Genomic DNA, 17,072 nt, shown 5'->3' on the forward strand with positions numbered 1-17,072 from the left:
GCGGTGTTGCCGGTGCGCTTCATGCGGCCGCAGGGGCTTAGTCCTTAGTCACAGGTTGTTTCGGGTACCTTGCGGAACTTTTTCAGCATCGCCTCGCGCCCTCGTGCTTCGTCCCGGTACTCCTCGGGCAGGGGCAGCAGGAAATACAGGTAATCGCCCTTGTTGCGGTTTTCAATGACCGACAGTTCGCTTTTATCGGACGACGTTCCGGTAAAAACCGGGCTGATAACCGCTACGGTCAGGTCGGGCTGTCGCTGCAACAGGGCGGCTACCGTGCCCAGGCGATCCTCGCTGTGAAAGGTGCCTGTCAGGTGAACGACCTGGTGGCCGGGATGACGTTCCAGCGCGGCCAGTATCCGGCTTGCCATGGTGTTGTCCCGCAGCAACTGGGCGTGATAAGTGTTCTGCAGTCGCTCATTGTCGGCGGTGCCATGCCGGCCGCCCATGGTGCCAAAGAATTTTTCCCGGTAGGCCGCGCTGCCTGCGAAGGGCGCGTCTGGGATGTGGCGCTTCCGAGCTGCGTTCAGGTCCGCCAGATACTCGGCCCCTCGCGCCCCACGCAGCGAGCGATATCACCCGGTGCGTTTGCGGCGATGACCGGCAGGCCCTGGCGACGGGCAAATTCCACCAGCGGTCTGTAGGCGTATTTGTAGATAGGCCAGGCGCCGGCATCCTCGATCAGTTCCATTTCGCCAATGTCGCCGGCCAGGTAGCGGTCCAGCACTAGCTGCCGGTCCACCTCGAACTGTTCCATGGATAACACCTGTTCAGGGCGATGCTGGTACAGATGAGCCTGCAGGCGGGATTGGAGCAGGTGAGCGCCCTGGTGGCCGTGATATTCGCCAATCATGACCACATCCTGTTCCGCAAGCCGCTCGGCCAGTTGCGGTATGGAAACCGCCGTGCCGGATACGGCCGTGCCGGATACGGCCTCGACCACGGGGGCATGATAGTGGGTTTGTGGTGGCGCCGGTTCCGGTGTTGGTGCCAGCAGGGAGCAGCCCGTCATCAGCGGGATGACAGCAAGTGACAATGTGATCGGCGCATGGGACATGAAAAATCGGCCAGTCTTGCAGCCGCTCAGGGCCGCGTTGGAGAACTTGATAGACATCTATACGATGCTGCGGATTGCGTAGCCAGTCAATTGTTCATGAACGAGCGTGCTATAAGGCACCGCTCCGGTTTTATTCCATACGTTCTGCGCTATGCTACCGGCATTCCCCATCTGGCCAGAAGGACGATCATGATCCCCTTTCGTTTTGTTGACCGCGTGAAGTTCATTGTTGAGCGCCAACTCGTAAAAGGTGCGGGCTTTCAGTTGTTGGTGGTAGGTGTCTTTATCGGCATTATTTCGCTTGTCGGCGGCTTGCTGGTGATCCCGCTCGGAACGCCGTTTGAAGATGTCGGCGACGCCATCTGGTGGGCATTTCTTCGGCTGACGGACCCGGGCTATCTGGGGGACGATGTGGGTAACTGGCAGCGGTTTGTGTCCACCATTCTCACTGTCAGTGGTTATGTGGTTTTCATGGGCACGCTGGTGGCGATCCTGACGCGCTGGTTGATCGCCAAAATGACCGACCTGGAGCGGGGGCTAACCCCGGTTACGCTGAGAAATCACATCGTAGTTCTGGGCTGGACCAGCCAGACCTTACCGCTGCTGGGCGAGTTGCTGGGGTCATCAGGGCGCATGCGCCGTTTCCTGGAAAAACGTGAAACCAACCGCTTGCGTCTGGTGGTGCTTTCCGAGCATGCCTCGGCGGCCCAGGTGCATGAGTTACGTGACGAGCCCGGGATCGGGCGCAAGTCTCGTCAGATCATCCTGCGCGCCGGCGCTGCCATCCAGCCGGATGCCCTGCAGCGGGTTGCCTGCCTGGATGCTGCGGCAGTGATTGTGCCTAGCGCCTCCCATCAAGCAGGCAGCCTGGTGACATCGGACGTGGAGACGGTGAAGGCGCTGCTGTCCATTGCCGCCCAGGCACGGCATCTGGGGGCGTCGCTGCCCTTTGTCATTGCCGAGATACAGGATGTGCGCAAGCTCGCGGTGATCGAGCGCGCCTATCCCGGAGAGGTGGAAGTGGTGGCCGGCGACGCCACCATAAGCCGGCTGATGGTGCAGAACATCCTCCATCCGGGGTTGTCGGAAATTTACAACGAACTGCTGACCGCCGGTGAGGGTTGCGAAATCTACATCCGGGGTGGCGACGCCCTGGCGGGATTGTCCCTTGGCGAATTGGCTTCTCTGCGGCCCCAGGCAATTGTGCTGGGTATTCTGAAGCGCTCGGGCAAGGCCTGGATGGTGAGGATGCCGGCCTCGTCAGACACGGTGATTGAGGCTGGGGACCGGGTTGTCATGATGGCCAGGGACTACACCGAAACCGAGTCCGATTCGAGGGTGCCACCGCTGCCTGTTATCGCTCGAGGTGAACCCGCAAGCCGGGCCGTCTCGTTTTCAGGCGGGGTTCACCGAATTCTTGTGTTGGGGTGGAACCGCCGGGTGCCAAGCCTGATCGATGAGTTTTCCAGCTACAGCCAACGGCGGTTCGAGGTAGATCTCGTTTCAGTGGTGCCGGCCAAGGAGCGGGAACAGGAAATTGACCGCTACCTGGGGGGGCAGCGGGAGGTGACCTGCCGCCACATCGAAGCGGATTACATGGTGGAAGGCGAGTTGAGGCGCGTTGGGCCGCTTAACTATGAGTCCATCATGCTGTTGAGCAGTGATCGCCTGGCGTCCGGCGAGGAAGCCGACGCCCGTGCCATGGTGGGTTACCTGCAACTGGAAGACCTGTTGAGTGAAGGCGGTAAACGCCCGCAACTGATCATGGAACTGAGCGACCCGGACAATCGAAACCTGTTGATGGGCCACCAGAGCGAAATGCTGATCAGCCCGATGATCATCAGTCACGTGCTCGCCCAGGTCGCTCTGAGGCGGGAGCTGAGGGTGGTGCTGGATGAGCTGTTTACGGTGGGCGGTGCTGAGGTGCAGTTCCGGGATCCCCGGGACTATCCATTGCCTGCCAGCGCGGATTTTCAGGTACTGGAGAAAACGGTCGCTGCGGAGGGAGAAGTGGCGCTGGGCGTCTGGCGCGCACAGCCCGACGCGCTGGGGCGACATCTGGCTCTGAGCCCGCCACGGGACGAGTACCTTGACCTGAATAGCGCTGATCGGCTCGTTGTCCTTTGCAATGCCTGAGAGAGAGGCTTCTACATTCATGTAAAAAATGCTGAATATAGATAATATAAATTTCAATTATAAAATCAAAGCCACTAAAGTAATCGTCAATGTCAGCGGCCTGGTTATTTTTTGAACGGACGCTGGCTCGCTGAAGTCGCTTTTATGCTTCATAAAAGAGCACCTCAAACCTTAGAAGACAGGACTGAGACCATGCCATACGCAAAAGACGTTGACGCCATCGCTTCCCTGCTGAAGCAAAACCCGACCTGGAACGCCATCAAGCCCGAGCACGCGGCCCGCATGCGCGCCCAGAACAAATTCAAGACTGGTCTGGACATCGCCAAGTTCACCGCGAAAATCATGCGAGAAGACATGGCGAACTACGACAAGGACACGGCTCAGTACACCCAGTCCCTGGGTTGCTGGCATGGCTTCATCGGTCAGCAGAAGCTGCTGTCCATCAAGAAGCACTTCGGTACCACCAAGCGTCGTTACCTGTACCTGTCTGGCTGGATGGTTGCCGCCCTGCGCTCCGAGTTTGGCCCCCTGCCTGACCAGTCCATGCACGAGAAGACCGCTGTATCTGGTCTGATCGAAGAACTTTACACCTTCCTGCGTCAGGCGGATGCCTGGGAACTGAACCACCTGTTCCGCGCCCTGGAAGAAGCTCAGAACGCTGGCGACAACGCCAAGGCTGACGAGCTGATCAAGCAGATCGACAACCACGAAACTCATGTCGTGCCCATCATTGCCGACATCGACGCTGGTTTCGGTAACGCCGAAGCAACGTACCTGCTGGCCAAGCAGATGATCGAAGCAGGCGCTTGCTGTATCCAGATCGAGAACCAGGTATCCGACGAGAAGCAGTGTGGCCACCAGGACGGCAAAGTGACCGTTCCTCACGCCGACTTCCTGTCCAAGATCAACGCTGTACGTCTGGCTTTCCTTGAGCTGGGTGTGGACGATGGTGTGATCGTTGCCCGTACTGACTCACTGGGCGCTGGCCTGACCCAGAAGATCGCTGTTACTGAAGAGCCGGGCGACCTGGGCGACCAGTACAACAGCTTCATCGACGGTGAAGTGATCGAGAAGGCTGAAGACATCAACAACGGTGACGTTGTGATTAAGCAGAAAGGTCAGCTGGTTCGTCCCAAGCGTCTGGCGTCTGGCCTGTTCCAGTTCAAGCCTGGCACTGGCGAAGACCGTGTGGTTCTGGACTGTATTACCAGCTTGCAGAACGGTGCTGACCTGTTGTGGATCGAAACCGAGAAGCCCCACGTTGGCCAGATTGCTGCCATGGTTAACCGCATCAAGGAAGTGGTTCCCGATGCCAAGCTGGTTTACAACAACAGCCCGTCCTTCAACTGGACCCTGAACTTCCGTCAGCAGGTATTCGATGCATGGAAGGAAGAAGGCAAGGACGTATCCGCTTACGAGCGCGCCGACCTGATGAATGCCAAGTACGACGAAACCGATCTTGGCAAGCTGGCCGACGAGTGGACTGCCAACTTCCAGCGTGACGGGTCACGTGAAGCCGGTATCTTCCACCATCTGATCACTCTGCCGACTTATCACACGGCTGCTCTGTCTACCGACAACCTGGCCAAGGGCTACTTCGGTGACGAAGGCATGCTGGCTTACGTTGCAGGCGTTCAGCGTAAGGAAATCCGTCAGGGTATCGCGACTGTAAGGCACCAGGACATGGCCGGTTCAAACATCGGTGATGATCACAAGGAGTTCTTCGCGGGCGACGCAGCCCTGAAGGCTGGTGGTAAAGACAACACTATGAACCAGTTCTAAACAACGGTTCGGTTGTCACTGAAGCGGGCTGAGATGCTCGTTTCAGACCACGAAACCCCGCCTTGCGCGGGGTTTTGTTTTTTTACAGTAACGTTTTCTTCTAGGCTTCTGAAATTAAAACATAAACTGTCTGTTTTATCTTTTTCCCCCACCGGCTCTGTTTCATTACTGGAACAGTTTATCTCGATCAGTCGTGTTGAGTGTTTGTTCCTTGTCGCATTAAAAATATTAAAAACAGTAAGTTGAGATTGTCTTTTGGATACTGGCACGGGAATCGCTGTGTTCGTCTGGCGGGGCCGAGCCTTGGCTTACCGAAGGCTAGCGGTTTGGGTCAGCCCCCTCTGAAAGCCAATAATCGAAAAGGAATTGACATCATGGATACCAAAAAAAGTTTGCTGGCAGCTGCCATCGCAATGAGTCTGGGTGTTTCCGGTTTCGCATACGCGGATTTGGGAGGAGACGGGGATCCGAATACCAATGCGGATGATACCTCCACGGCTAACAATGACCATTCCGGCAATACCGATTCCGGTAACGACAACTCCACCAATACCGACAATACGAACAATTCGGACAACTCGGACAACAGCACCGATGTGGCCGATTCGTTCAAAATTGCCGATAGTGGAAATGACAGTTCGGACAACTCGGACAACTCGGATAATTCCGATAGTTCTGACAACAGCACCGATGTCGCTGATTCGTTTAAAATTGCCGACAGCGGTAATGACAATTCCGACAATTCGGATAATTCAGACAACTCAGACAATTCAGACAACAGCACTGACGTTGCCGATTCGTTCAAAATTGCCGACAGCGGAAACGATATGTCGGACAACTCGGACAATTCCGACAACTCTGATAATTCGGACAACTCTGATAACTCGGACAACAGCACCAGTGTGAACGATTCCTTCAAAATCGCTGACAGTGGCAATGATATGTCCGACAACTCCGATAACTCCGATAACTCCGATAACTCCGATAATTCGGACAATTCGGACAACTCTGATAACTCGGATAACTCCACCAACATTGCGGACAGTGGAAACACCACCGTGTCTGACAGTGGCAATAACAGCTCCGATAATTCAGTGGCCCTTGATCTGGACGTGTTCCTCAACAACGCAGATCTGGACGGTAGTGTATCGGGCACAGCAACCACCTATGGTGATGCCAATGGCAGAGCCTCACACACCGAGGTTCACAACAGCAACGAAATCTCTGGTGGTTCAGCGAACTACACCGGTGTCGGCGCATTTGCCCAGAACGCAGGTAATGGCAGCGTTACACAGGCCAATGTCAGTGTAATGTCCAACCTGTCCACCGGCGGCGGTGGCGGTACCCAGTGAGGAATTCAGGCCGCATCTGTCGGTAGTCGATGCGGCTTGGTTATTCCGGGAGAAATGCCATGGGTCAAGTCATCAAATGGAAACTGAGGGCTGTCTTGCTGGCATTATTGATCGGCGCAACGGGATTTGTATCGGCTGAGGAGTGGATGGATGCCACACCATTGTCGGCGGATCAGCTGGCGGATTCGAGTGGTCGCCAGGGAATCCCGATGCAGTGGCAGATTAACGATAACCAGCAAAATGCGAATGTGTCCGATAACCTGCTGTCGGGTAATGTTGTTACAGGTGATAACAGTATTTCCGACAATGCGTTCGGCAACATGAGCGGGGTTGCCACGGTGATCCAGAATACCGGTAACCAGGTGGTCATTCAGGACAGTACCCAGATCAACATACTGATAAATCACTGACGGAGGTGGGCCATGGTCAGAAAGGTTCTTGTTGCGGTCTGCACGAGTGCCGGGCTGCTATGGTCCACTGCCTTCGCCGGCTCGGTCATGGTGCCGGGTATTGGTGGTGATGTACGGGTAGAAATAAACAGTTATGAGAACAGGCGCTTCGATAGTGTCATCCGCCAGCAATACGATTTCAGTTGCGGCTCCGCTGCTGTTGCGTCGTTATTGGCGTTTCATTACCAAGATCAGGTAACAGAGCACGATGTATTCGTTGAAATGCTCGCGTTGGCCGATGAGGAAAAAGTACGTAAGCATGGGTTTTCCATGCTTGATATGAAGCACTATCTTGAGGCTCGAGGATACCGGGCCGATGGGTTTCGCATGGCGTTGAGCGGTCTCAGGGAGAAGGTGCGCTTGCCGATGATTGTGCTGCTGAACATCGAAGGCTTCCGGCATTTCGTCCTGATCAAGGGTATCAGCGAGGACGAGGTCCTGGTGGGGGACCCAGCGCGGGGGCTGAAGGTATACTCCTACGCACAGTTCAGCGATTACTGGAATGGCACCGCCTTTATTATCCGCAGCCATCTTGAGCAAGGCCGAGACGCTTTTCTTGGCGAGGGACATTGGCCTCAGGTGGCCAGGGCGCCAGTACAGAAAGGCCTGGGCGATCCTTCACTTGGGCACATACTGCCTTACTGGCCCTCTACAAGGGAATGGTGATGATCATGATAGTCCGGATCCCAGCTCTCGCATTGGCTCTTTCATTTGCAACCTTATCGCCGTCTGTCCAGGCAGAACTGACGCTCGGTGTTGAACCATTGAGTGATCCGCAGCTGGCTGATTACCGGGGAGGCTTCCTGATGGATAACCTGGAGATCAGTATTGGTCTGGAGCAGATCGTGGGTATTAACGGTGACACCCTCGTGATCAATCGTTTGACCATCCCCAATCTCAACCAGACTGTGAACGACCGTCTGGTAGATCATCAAATGGAAACAGTTCTCGAGGTGATCAGTGCGGACCGGAGTGGCGGCGCACGGGTTCTCAGCAATATGGCCGGGCCCAATGGATGGATGACAGTGATCCAGAACAACCTCGATAGCACTGTGATACAGAATATGCATCAACTGAACATTGAGCTGAACAATTTGGGTGTCGGTAATCAGTTCCCGGCAAGGTTCAGCGATCAGTTGGTACAGTTGCTGGGTCGTTGATGGCTCTTCGGGTCCTGTCTATAGGCTGATTGGGAGCTTCAGAGTAATTTCGCTGTTGGGTGCATTTTTCGTAACTCCTACGCTCACTGTCAGGCTCAGGCTTGTGGACCGCGTCAGCCGTTGGGACAAGCCGAACGACAATGATCCGATCTGAATTCGGTCAAAGTTGGAGGCGAACAGATCGTTATTCCTCTCGAACGTTGTTTTCCGGATGATCGAATGGTCATAGCTTAGACTAAAGGACGTTCGGTCATTAAAGGCAAATCCCATCCCGAAGCCGAAGCGCACGATGTCGCCAGGGTCGACCGTGCCGCCATTTTCGAAGCCTTGCTCCTCTTTAAGAGTCCAGACATAACTCAGGTTTCCGAATAGCACGGCGGGGTCTGTTGGGTAAATAAATGAAAAGCCTGGTTCGAATGCCCAGAAACCAGAACCGGTAGGTCGATTCTCAAGTTCTATACCAATTGGGTTGCCCTGTTCGTCTCGAATAATCCTTTGATCGACGTCGTAAGGACCTTCTCCGGTTGGTGCTTTCACTCGCATTGCGCCAATAACATAGGGCCAGCCACCCAGGCCATCAGTCAACTGGTAGCGAGCGGAGAGTTCAACATCACCGAGGCCCTCGCCAGACGACTCGCGAAGTGTATCCACCGGTGTGCCCTGGAAAACCTCGCGCTCCCGCAGGTCTTCGTTGATGCTGAGATAGGGGACTCGGATCGCAGCCTCGAGCTTGCTGGTGAAGCCGTACTTCAGCGACATCGCGCTGACGAAAATGTCACGCTGGATTTCCGAAATGTTGATCAGCCCGATGAGCAGGGCCGGTATTACCGTATAACCTTCCACGGCGACGGCCGTTGAGTTGCTAAGGGCGTGAGAAAAAGACGGTTCAATGGTAAACCGTCCCGGCCGGGTCACAATGCCGCGGTCTGCGGTGATGGAGGCAATATCGGTTGCTGGGTCGTTCCCCCGCTCAGGCGCCGTTACCGATGTGCTGTCATCCGTTGAGGCTGTGTCTCTATCCGATGGTGCAGCCTCTGCAACTAGTGGTGTCGCTGCGAATACCACAGGGACCAGCCAGGGCAATTTTGTAGTCATTGGACATCTCCTTCAGTCCCCTTCGACGGCGAAGGGGATGGTCTGTGTATAACGTGATGCTTGTCCATCAGCCGGTAAAACGAAACTCTTGAGATGTTAAGCAGTCGCGCAGCGGCGGAAATGTTGTTTTGAGCCAGCGCCAGGCTTACCGCAATTGCCCGCCGATCTGCCTGAGAGCGGAAACTGTCCAGAGATAGTTTCTCGCTCTGGCCATTAAGGTCGGCAGATGACTGACCAAAGCCCATATCGGCTGGTTCAATGAATGCAGCTTGCCCGAGTAGCAGAGCCTGACGCAGCCGGTTCTGAAGCTCCCGAAGGTTGCCGGGCCAGGGGTGCTCTGCAAGGCAGATGGTGGTTATTTCAGCAAGCCGTTTTGGCTCCAGGGAAGACGGAGCTGCGGCCAGTATGCGATTTGCCAACTCAGGAATGTCTTCCTTGCGTGCCCTCAGAGGAGGCAGAAGAACATTCAAACTGCCGAGTCGGTAAAAAACATCACTGCGAAAATGACCCTGGGCGACTAGTTGATCAAGCGGGGTTGTGCTGGTCGCGATGACCCGGACATCCACCTTTATCGGATGGCAACCCCCAATACGTTCGATCTGGCCTTCCTGCAGGAAACGCAGAATGGCCGATTGTTGTTCCAGTTTTAGTTCATCAATGCCGACAAGTAACAGGGTGCCACCGTCGGCGGTTTCAATTCTGCCCTTGCGAGAACTCATGGCGTGAGTGAACGCGCCCTTCTCATGTCCGAACAGTTCGTTTTGAGTCAGTGAAATGGGCAAAGCGGCACAGTTGACAACAACTAAAGGTTTGAGTCTGCGGGAGGAGTGGTTGTGAATGAACGATGCGGCCGCTTCCTTTCCGGTGCCATTTTCACCGTAGATCAGTACGGGTTCCTCAGTGTGCGCGAACCTGCCAAGTAGCTCCCTCGTCTGCGTGATTGCAGGGGATTTACCCTCCAGGGCAAACTCGTGGTAGCTCACAGGCTTGTCGTGGAAAGCCCGAGACTGGAGCTCCGACATGCCCCATAGGTGGCCAAGTGCTGCATGGAGCCGGTCAGGCTGAAGCGGTAATGTGTGGTAATCCCCACAGTGGTGGTTGATAAGTCTGCAAACCTCGGGATTATAAACCTGGCCAGGCTCAAGAATGGCTACCCAGTGTTCGATCTGCAATGCTTCCAGCCAGTTGTTTACACGCCCAAATTGGTCGTTGGAAACATCGCTGAGATCGAGCACGCCAACCCGAGCACTGACGCTGGAAAGGTTGCCGTGGTGCAGTTGGGACGAGACAGCGATAGGAATCAGCTGCCATTCTGGCAGTTGATTATTGCGTGCTTCTGAACCGGTGTGTTCCGCCGACAACCAAACGAGCGGTCGTTTTTCCTTCATGGCGAATCTCCATATGAGCTCGTTTTAGGAAAATGGACTGCGATACGTTTAGTAAATGTTGATAATGCCGGGACGGCTTGCTCCAGCCACTATCCTGTGATCGTTAATGGCTTCGTACAACAGGGGAAACCTCTCGGAACACTTATTCAGATTGCATGCCAGTTTTGAGACTTGTGGTGGTTTCAAAAGGTTAGGATGCCGACGCTATGCCAGAGATTAATCTCTGTAAAATTTGCCGACACAATTTAGCGTTCGCTCAGCTTTTTGCGGGTTTCGAGGCGACCTTCCCGACGGATTTCGGCGTTGTTGAAGCGGCGTTTCTCGTCGTCGGTTTCCGGCTCTACCGCAGGCACGTCCACGGGCTTGTCGTTCTCATCCAGCGCCACGAAAGTGAAAAATGCGGAAAGGATGTGTCGGGACTCTCCGGTGTAGCTGTTTTCTGCTTCCACCCGAGCCCCGATTTCCATGGATGATCCCCAGCTTCGGTTCAGGGCAAGACTGAACAACAGCGTATCGTTGCCCTTGGCGGGCGCGCGGAAGTGAATGGAGTCCACCGCTGCCGTCACGCAGACGTGGCCGGAGTGCCGTTCTGCCACCACCAGGGCCAGACGGTCGCATTTGGCCATGATCATGCCCCCGAACACCGTCTGGTGTGCGTTCATGTCATTTGGAAAAACCTTGTAGACATGTTTGTCGATGGCAGAGGCCGAAACCGGCCTGGGGGGTCTGGATGGCATAGCGTGTGCTCCCGGTGGTGGACGTATCGCTACTATACCGATCAGGGCGTCTGTTTAAAGCGTTCGATGCGCTCGCCAGTTTCCGGATGACTCGACAGCATGTCGCGAAGGCTGTCCCACCGGCTATTGTCCTCCTCTTTCTCTGGGCCCCGATCCTCGTCATGAGCGGCCATCAGGCGCTCCATGATGGTGACGAAGTGGGCCGGGTCCAGGTCGTGGTCCGTCATTGCTTTCAGGGCATAGGCGTCGGCCTCCCGTTCCATGTCACGGGAGTAGGACAGGCTCATCATGACCGCCGGAACCACTACGGTTGCGTCGGAAAACGCAGACAGGTCGCCGGTCATCATCACGATCAGCCAGAACGTCAGTGACGATTGCACCATGCCTTTCATGCCATGGTTATGGGCGACATGGCCGATTTCATGGGCGAGGATGGCGGTCAGTTCGTTATCATCTTCGGCGAGGTTCACCAGATCGTCCGTGAAGATCATCGTGCCGTCCGGCAGTGCCATGGCGTTGGCACCGATGGCAGGAGACGAGCGGAAAATCACTCTCAGGTCTTTGCCCGCTACCGGCGTCAAGAAAGGCTCGAAGTGGGCCTGCAACGCCTGCTGCCGTTCCTCCGACAGCCCAGAAGGTTCAAGCCAGGTGCTGTCCAGCGTGGTGAGTGTGGAGTCGCCAACCTGCTCCGCTATACTGTCCGGGAGCGTATTGGCCACCGTCTGGGCCGCCCAGGGCACGCCCCAGACAAATGCGGCACCAGTAGTCGCGACGGTGACGACGACCGCAACCAGAATCAGCCCCAGATGATTTTCCAGCGCGTGCAGCAGGCGATTGCCACGTCCCCGCCGGGATTGCCGGCTAAGCTGATCCACCGCGGCGTTGTCGCCGGTTTCGAATACGCCATCGTCAGGCAGGTGGAGGTAGCGGGGAGTATTGCCAATCCGCGGTGATATCGTCACATCGCTGGGTGAGAGGCGCAGTCGGGTGTCTCCCGCATCAACGATGATCACGCCAGCGGCGGAGCGCAATACTGCGCCCCGCCGGCTGGAGTCATTACCCGAATAGAACTGGCCTTCGATCGTGACTTCAGATGGCGGCGAAGTCGACATCGAAGGCATCCCCCAGTTCCTGTCCCAACGCGCTGGTGCGGTTCTGTTCGGCCGCAACGAAGTGGTTCAGATCCCCGCTGACCATCATGCCCGTGCAGGAAGCCCGGTACCTCGCCATGCGCACCTTGGCCCAGGGAGTGAACAGGCCAAGGGTGAGGACTACAAAGAAACTGTTGGACAGGTAAATCCACACCATTTGCAGCGGTTGCAGGCGGGATTCAAAGCCGTGACGGTCGAGGTGGACGGCATTGAGGAAGAGGTTTGAAATGCCCGCCATGAAATAGCCGAACAGTGTCAGGTAGCCAGCACCGGCAATGATCGACCCGACGGTAAAGCCGACATAGCGCATGGCGAGGAACGCCGCAACACCGAAGGCAATGGCGATCAGCAGGCCTTTTCCGAAGAAACGGTAGTAGGATCCGGTATCGGCTTTGAGCGCGAACTCGGTGGTGCCGTATCGGCTGCCGTTAGCGATGAATTCGTGGGTTTTCTTCATCACCAGTGGGGTAAGCAGCAATAGGGTCAGCATGTTCAGCAATGGCCACACAAATGCCACCATGAAAGCCTGGCCATAGCGGCCCTGAAAGTCGAAGCGGATGTTGCGGTAGGCACTGTTGACGGCATTGAACCGCAGCGAGCGCACCATGATCCAGGGTACGAGGGGGATAAACGCAATGGCGAAGACCACTGCGGCTTCAACGTACATTTCAGAAAGCACCACGTAGACAACCAGGACAGCCAGAGCAATCAATCGGCCTTTGAGAATAGTGATCGGGCTGGCCAGGTACTGGAAGCTGGCGCCATCGAGTTTGGTGTTGCCATAGAAGTATTGATTGTTACGCACTGTAGCCCAGGCCGAATAAATGCCAAGAGTGACAATGGTCAGCAGGATGTTGACGATCCAGATTCCGAAATATTCACGGCCGTTGCCGGTGAACTCCAGCGGTGCCTCCTGTTGTGAACCGGGCGGGTTGGCCGTTGCTGGCTCGGCGTCTGACGACGCTGACGGTTGGGCGCCGGCGGTTTCCGATTTGGGGGTTACAGCGGCAGCCGGCTGTTTCGAAATCTGTACATCGGCTCCGGCTTTTGTCAGTCGCTCATGGTAAATCAGGGCGTCCGCGTGACTGAGACCGGACTTGAGTGTCTTGGTGGCACCGCTGAAAAGGCTTGCAGTACGTTCGTCTGAGATCCGAAACAGGGCTTGTACATTTTCCCTGACCTCAGCTTCGCTGAATCCGTCGAGAATCCGCCCGGCAAACGTTATCTGATAGAGTTCGTTGTGGAGTTCTTTGGTCATGACGTCCCTTGTACCTGTTGTTCCCTGATGGGGTGCTCATGTCACCCGTTGTAATCGAAAAGTGGGGCTGCGCTCGTAAAAGACCGCTACGGGAAGAAAATTACCAGAAATTCATGTGGCATGTGCGATATCAGGCACAAAAAATCCATGTTAAACCGACGATAAACCGTCGGACGTAAAATTGAGGGTTAGGCGTGACCACAGAGCAGGGAATTGTCTTCGCAGTGTTGGCGGCCACGCTGGCTCTGTTCATCTGGAACCGGCTGCGGTTCGATGTGGTGGCGATGCTGGCGTTGTTGGCGATTGCCATTGCCGGGCTGGTGCCCACTGACGAACTGTTTGCCGGCTTTGGTCACCCTGCCGTGGTGACCGTTGCGGCGGTTCTGGTGATCAGTCAGGGCCTGGTGAATGGCGGTGTGGTGGATAACATAGCCCGGTTCCTGGGGAAGGTAGGGCACCGCCCCACCATACAGGTGCTTACCCTGACGGCGGTCGTTGCGCTCTGTTCCGGTTTTATCAACAACGTGGGTGCGTTGGCGCTGTTGATGCCGGTAGCAGTGTGGATGTCCAGGGAGGCAGGGCGCTCGCCCTCATTGCTGCTGATGCCACTGGCGTTTGGTTCGCTGCTTGGAGGCACCATGACCCTGATCGGGACGCCTCCGAACATTATCATTGCCAGCTATCGGGAAGGCAGCGAAGCGTTCGGTCTGTTCGATTTTGCGCCGGTGGGCGCTGCGATCACCTTTGCCGGTGTCGCTTTCATCGCCCTGGTGGGGTGGCGATTGACGCCCAGAAGGGGCGACGAAAGTGGGGATGACGACAAGCTTTTCAGCGTTGGCGACTACCTGACCGAACTGAAGATCCCCGAAGGTTCTCCCCATGCCGGCGCGACACTCCACAACCTGCTGGCGGAAAGCGGGGAAGACCGGGACGTGGTGGTGCTGGCGCTGATTCGCGACGACAAACGCCAGCTTGCGCCATCAACCTACAAGGTACTGCAAGAGAACGACCTGCTTCTGGTGGAATCGGACACCGAGAGCCTGCAGGCGTTCCTTGACAACACCGGCCTGGAACTCGGTAGCCAGGATGACTCCGAATCCGAAGAGGACAAAACGGCACGGAAAAGCCGTAAAAAGGAACTGAATGAAGGTGAGGTGCAGCTGACCGAAGCGGTGATCACCCCTGAATCTTCCCTGGTGGGGCAGACGGCCAATCGCCTCAATTTGCGCGAGCGCAACGGCCTCAATATTGTTGCCGTTGCCCGGCAGGGGCATCGGCTGAAGCGCCGGCTGGGGGATATTCGCTTCAATGCCGGTGATATTCTGCTGGTGCAGGGCTTCGAAGACACCCTGACCGGTACGCTGTCCAACCTCGGTTGCCTGCCGCTGGCCGAACGTGGGTTGCGCCTGGGCTCTTCCCGCAAGACCCTGCTGGCGTCCGGCATCTTTATCATAAGTATCGTTGCCATTGTCAGCGGTTGGCTGTCAGCCCCGGTGGCGTTGGTGTCCGGCGCTGTGGCCATGGTGTTGACCAAGCTGATTGACGCTCCCGGTGCCTACCGGGCCATCGACTGGTCTGTGATTGTGCTGCTGGCGGCGATGATCCCGGTGGGACAGGCGCTGGAAACCACGGGTGGCGCAGAGCTGATCGCCGGCCAGATGCTGGCAATTGGTGACGGACTGGCCCCGTCGGCCGTGCTGGTCATGGTTCTGGTGGGAACCATGCTGTTATCGAACGTGGTCAATAACGCAGCGGCGGCCATTCTGGTGGCGCCTATTGCACTGAGCCTGTCCGCTGAACTGGGCATGGCTTCCGATGCGGTGCTGATGGCGGTTGCGGTCGGCGCGTCCTGCGCCTTCCTGACGCCCATTGGTCATCAGTCGAATGCGCTGGTGATGGAGCCCGGAGGCTATCAGTTTGGCGACTACTGGCGTTTGGGCTTGCCGCTGTCGATTCTGGTCACTGTTGTTGCCGTACCGATGATCCTGCTGGTTTGGGGGTGATGAAGAGTGATGTAAGGGTGATGAAGGGTGATGAAGGGTGATGGGCGCGAGCATCGAGAGCGTTCCCTGTACCGAGCTCTCTGTTATGCTGAAGACGAGAAACGGGTAATCGACGGAGCCGACATGACGCAGAGCGAACAGGCGCAAAAAACAGAGTTGCTGGCCGAGTTGGAGGCGACCTGCCACCGGACCTTTGAACTGGTTGACTCCCTCAGTGATGAACAGCTTGAGGTGCCCTACCACCCGGGTGTGAACCCGCCACTTTGGGAAATGGGACACGCGAGCTTTTTCTACGAAGTGTTCGTTTTTAACCTTCTGGATGGTACCCCGAGCTACGATCCGTCCATGGATGACCTCTGGGATTCGTTTCACATCGACCATGGAGACCGCTGGAGTCGCAAGCTCTTCCCCGGTCGTGAGAAAACCCTTCAGTATTTCAACGTCATCTATGATCGCGTTGCGTCGCGCATCGCACAGCAACCACTGACCGATGAGGCCCTGTACCTCTATCGTTACGCCATTTATCACCAGCACATGCACATCGAGTCGATGACGTGGTGTCGGCAGACGGTTGCCCTGCCGGCACCCCCTGGCTTTGTTGGCGCCTTGCCAAAACGTGCGGAGCCTCTGCCCGGCGATGCACCCATCCCCGGCGGCCGCTACCAGATCGGAATGCCGGGCGAGTCTGCCTGTTACGCCACCACAGACTTTGCCTTTGATGGGGAAAAGCCGCGTTTCGAAGCCCCGGTGGAGCCCTTTGCCATCTCCCGCACCCTCGTCTCCAACCGGGAGTTTCTGGCGTTCGTTGAGGATGATGGCTACCGGCGACCGGAACTCTGGTCTTTCGGAGGGCGCAAGTGGTTGAGTACCGCGACCGATATTGCCCTGGTGCATGGCAGTTCCCAGCCAATGTTGCGGGAGCCCAGGCACCCGCTTTACTGGTGCTGGCACGAGGGCGAATGGCAGGAGCGTGTGTTTGACCGCTGGCAGGCCCTGAATCTGGATGCGCCTGTCGTCCACGTCAGCTATTGGGAGGCCGAGGCCTATTGCCAGTGGGCCGGCCGCCGCTTGCCAACAGAAGTGGAGTGGGAGGCTGCGGCACTCGGTAACCGGAGTGGCGAGGATTTTCGTCGTTTTCCCTGGGGGAATGAACGCCCAGCACCCGACCATGCGGATCTCGACGCCACCCACATGGCGCAGCAGCCGGTGTGGGATTATCCTGCGGGTGATAGCCGCTCCGGCTGTCGCCAGATGATCGGTAGCGTCTGGGAATGGACCAGCAGTCAGTTTCTTCCCTACGACGGATTCAGGGTCGATATGTACCCCTTTATGTCTACCTTGCAGTTCGGTGATCACAAGGTGACCCGGGGTGGTGGGTGTGCGACATCCTCATGCCTGATCCGGGGCACTTACAGGCAAGCCTATCTGCCCCTTCGCAACGACGTGTACACCGGGTTTCGCACCTGTGCGCTGTCGGATTCGGCTTCTGGTACACGCTGAGGATCTT

Annotated in this window: 13 protein-coding genes and 1 pseudogene; 8 read left to right on the plus strand and 6 right to left on the minus strand. The window is 56.6% G+C overall.

The window, feature by feature from the left end; genetic code table 11:
• Nucleotides 1-44 precede the first annotated feature (44 nt).
• Nucleotides 45-1,111: pseudogene (locus R1T46_RS21620) on the minus strand (ChaN family lipoprotein).
• A 132-nt stretch (nt 1,112-1,243) separates the two neighbouring features.
• Here R1T46_RS21620 and R1T46_RS06755 point away from each other — a divergent pair.
• The 6 genes from R1T46_RS06755 (at nt 1,244) to R1T46_RS06780 (ending at nt 7,933) form a co-directional block, all read left to right on the plus strand.
• On the plus strand, nt 1,244-3,190 hold the full coding sequence (locus tag R1T46_RS06755; RefSeq protein WP_317307777.1) for a CASTOR/POLLUX-related putative ion channel: 1,947 nt from the start codon (nt 1,244-1,246) through the stop codon (nt 3,188-3,190).
• 192 nt (nt 3,191-3,382) lie between these two features.
• Nucleotides 3,383-4,972 (plus strand): isocitrate lyase, encoded by a 1,590-nt coding sequence (locus R1T46_RS06760; RefSeq protein WP_286847858.1) that lies wholly within the window; start codon nt 3,383-3,385, stop codon nt 4,970-4,972.
• A gap of 374 nt (nt 4,973-5,346) precedes the next feature.
• Complete coding sequence (locus tag R1T46_RS06765; protein WP_317307778.1) at nt 5,347-6,324, plus strand: hypothetical protein; 978 nt, start codon at nt 5,347-5,349, stop codon at nt 6,322-6,324.
• 59 nt (nt 6,325-6,383) lie between these two features.
• The gene (locus tag R1T46_RS06770) at nt 6,384-6,734 is read left to right on the plus strand and encodes a hypothetical protein (protein ID WP_292048774.1); all 351 of its coding nucleotides are present in this window, start codon (nt 6,384-6,386) and stop codon (nt 6,732-6,734) included.
• Between the two features lie 12 nt (nt 6,735-6,746).
• Nucleotides 6,747-7,439: a C39 family peptidase gene (locus tag R1T46_RS06775; RefSeq protein WP_317307779.1), complete on the plus strand. Its 693-nt coding sequence runs from the start codon at nt 6,747-6,749 to the stop codon at nt 7,437-7,439.
• 98 nt (nt 7,440-7,537) lie between these two features.
• A complete protein-coding gene (locus tag R1T46_RS06780; protein ID WP_317307780.1) occupies nt 7,538-7,933 on the plus strand; it encodes a hypothetical protein in 396 nt (131 codons plus the stop codon).
• Nucleotides 7,934-7,951: 18 nt separating this feature from the next.
• On the opposite strand, the gene R1T46_RS06785 is transcribed toward R1T46_RS06780, so the two are convergent.
• The 5 genes from R1T46_RS06785 to R1T46_RS06805 all read right to left on the minus strand — a co-directional run bounded on the left by R1T46_RS06785 (nt 7,952) and on the right by R1T46_RS06805 (nt 13,562).
• Nucleotides 7,952-9,028, minus strand: a complete 1,077-nt coding sequence (locus tag R1T46_RS06785; RefSeq protein WP_317307781.1) for a transporter — start codon at nt 9,026-9,028, stop codon at nt 7,952-7,954.
• Nucleotides 9,025-10,416 (minus strand): sigma-54 dependent transcriptional regulator, encoded by a 1,392-nt coding sequence (locus R1T46_RS06790; protein WP_317307782.1) that lies wholly within the window; start codon nt 10,414-10,416, stop codon nt 9,025-9,027. The genes R1T46_RS06785 and R1T46_RS06790 overlap by 4 nt, the downstream gene beginning before the upstream one ends.
• A gap of 245 nt (nt 10,417-10,661) precedes the next feature.
• Nucleotides 10,662-11,153, minus strand: coding sequence for an acyl-CoA thioesterase (locus R1T46_RS06795; protein WP_317307783.1), 492 nt, complete (start codon nt 11,151-11,153; stop codon nt 10,662-10,664).
• 41 nt (nt 11,154-11,194) lie between these two features.
• Entirely contained in the window at nt 11,195-12,265 is a 1,071-nt protein-coding gene (locus tag R1T46_RS06800; protein ID WP_317307784.1) for a M48 family metallopeptidase, read from the minus strand.
• Nucleotides 12,243-13,562 (minus strand): YjgN family protein, encoded by a 1,320-nt coding sequence (locus R1T46_RS06805; RefSeq protein ID WP_317307785.1) that lies wholly within the window; start codon nt 13,560-13,562, stop codon nt 12,243-12,245. The genes R1T46_RS06800 and R1T46_RS06805 overlap by 23 nt, the downstream gene beginning before the upstream one ends.
• Nucleotides 13,563-13,756: 194 nt before the next feature.
• On the opposite strand from R1T46_RS06805, the gene R1T46_RS06810 reads away from it, so the two are divergent.
• The gene (locus tag R1T46_RS06810; RefSeq protein ID WP_317307786.1) at nt 13,757-15,565 is read left to right on the plus strand and encodes an SLC13 family permease; all 1,809 of its coding nucleotides are present in this window, start codon (nt 13,757-13,759) and stop codon (nt 15,563-15,565) included.
• 123 nt (nt 15,566-15,688) lie between these two features.
• Nucleotides 15,689-17,065: a selenoneine synthase SenA gene (gene senA / locus R1T46_RS06815; RefSeq protein ID WP_317307787.1), complete on the plus strand. Its 1,377-nt coding sequence runs from the start codon at nt 15,689-15,691 to the stop codon at nt 17,063-17,065.
• Nucleotides 17,066-17,072 lie beyond the last annotated feature (7 nt).

The organism is Marinobacter salarius, from assembly GCF_032922745.1.
Lineage (GTDB): Bacteria > Pseudomonadota > Gammaproteobacteria > Pseudomonadales > Oleiphilaceae > Marinobacter.

Coding starts and splice junctions, on each gene's coding strand:
- R1T46_RS06755 (WP_317307777.1), top strand. CDS start 1,244: ATGATCCCCTTTCGTTTTGTTGACCGCGTGAAGTTCATTGTTGAGCGC.
- R1T46_RS06760 (WP_286847858.1), top strand. CDS start 3,383: ATGCCATACGCAAAAGACGTTGACGCCATCGCTTCCCTGCTGAAGCAA.
- R1T46_RS06765 (WP_317307778.1), top strand. CDS start 5,347: ATGGATACCAAAAAAAGTTTGCTGGCAGCTGCCATCGCAATGAGTCTG.
- R1T46_RS06770 (WP_292048774.1), top strand. CDS start 6,384: ATGGGTCAAGTCATCAAATGGAAACTGAGGGCTGTCTTGCTGGCATTA.
- R1T46_RS06775 (WP_317307779.1), top strand. CDS start 6,747: ATGGTCAGAAAGGTTCTTGTTGCGGTCTGCACGAGTGCCGGGCTGCTA.
- R1T46_RS06785 (WP_317307781.1), bottom strand. CDS start 9,028: ATGACTACAAAATTGCCCTGGCTGGTCCCTGTGGTATTCGCAGCGACA.
- R1T46_RS06790 (WP_317307782.1), bottom strand. CDS start 10,416: ATGAAGGAAAAACGACCGCTCGTTTGGTTGTCGGCGGAACACACCGGT.
- R1T46_RS06795 (WP_317307783.1), bottom strand. CDS start 11,153: ATGCCATCCAGACCCCCCAGGCCGGTTTCGGCCTCTGCCATCGACAAA.
- R1T46_RS06800 (WP_317307784.1), bottom strand. CDS start 12,265: ATGTCGACTTCGCCGCCATCTGAAGTCACGATCGAAGGCCAGTTCTAT.
- R1T46_RS06805 (WP_317307785.1), bottom strand. CDS start 13,562: ATGACCAAAGAACTCCACAACGAACTCTATCAGATAACGTTTGCCGGG.
- senA (WP_317307787.1), top strand. CDS start 15,689: ATGACGCAGAGCGAACAGGCGCAAAAAACAGAGTTGCTGGCCGAGTTG.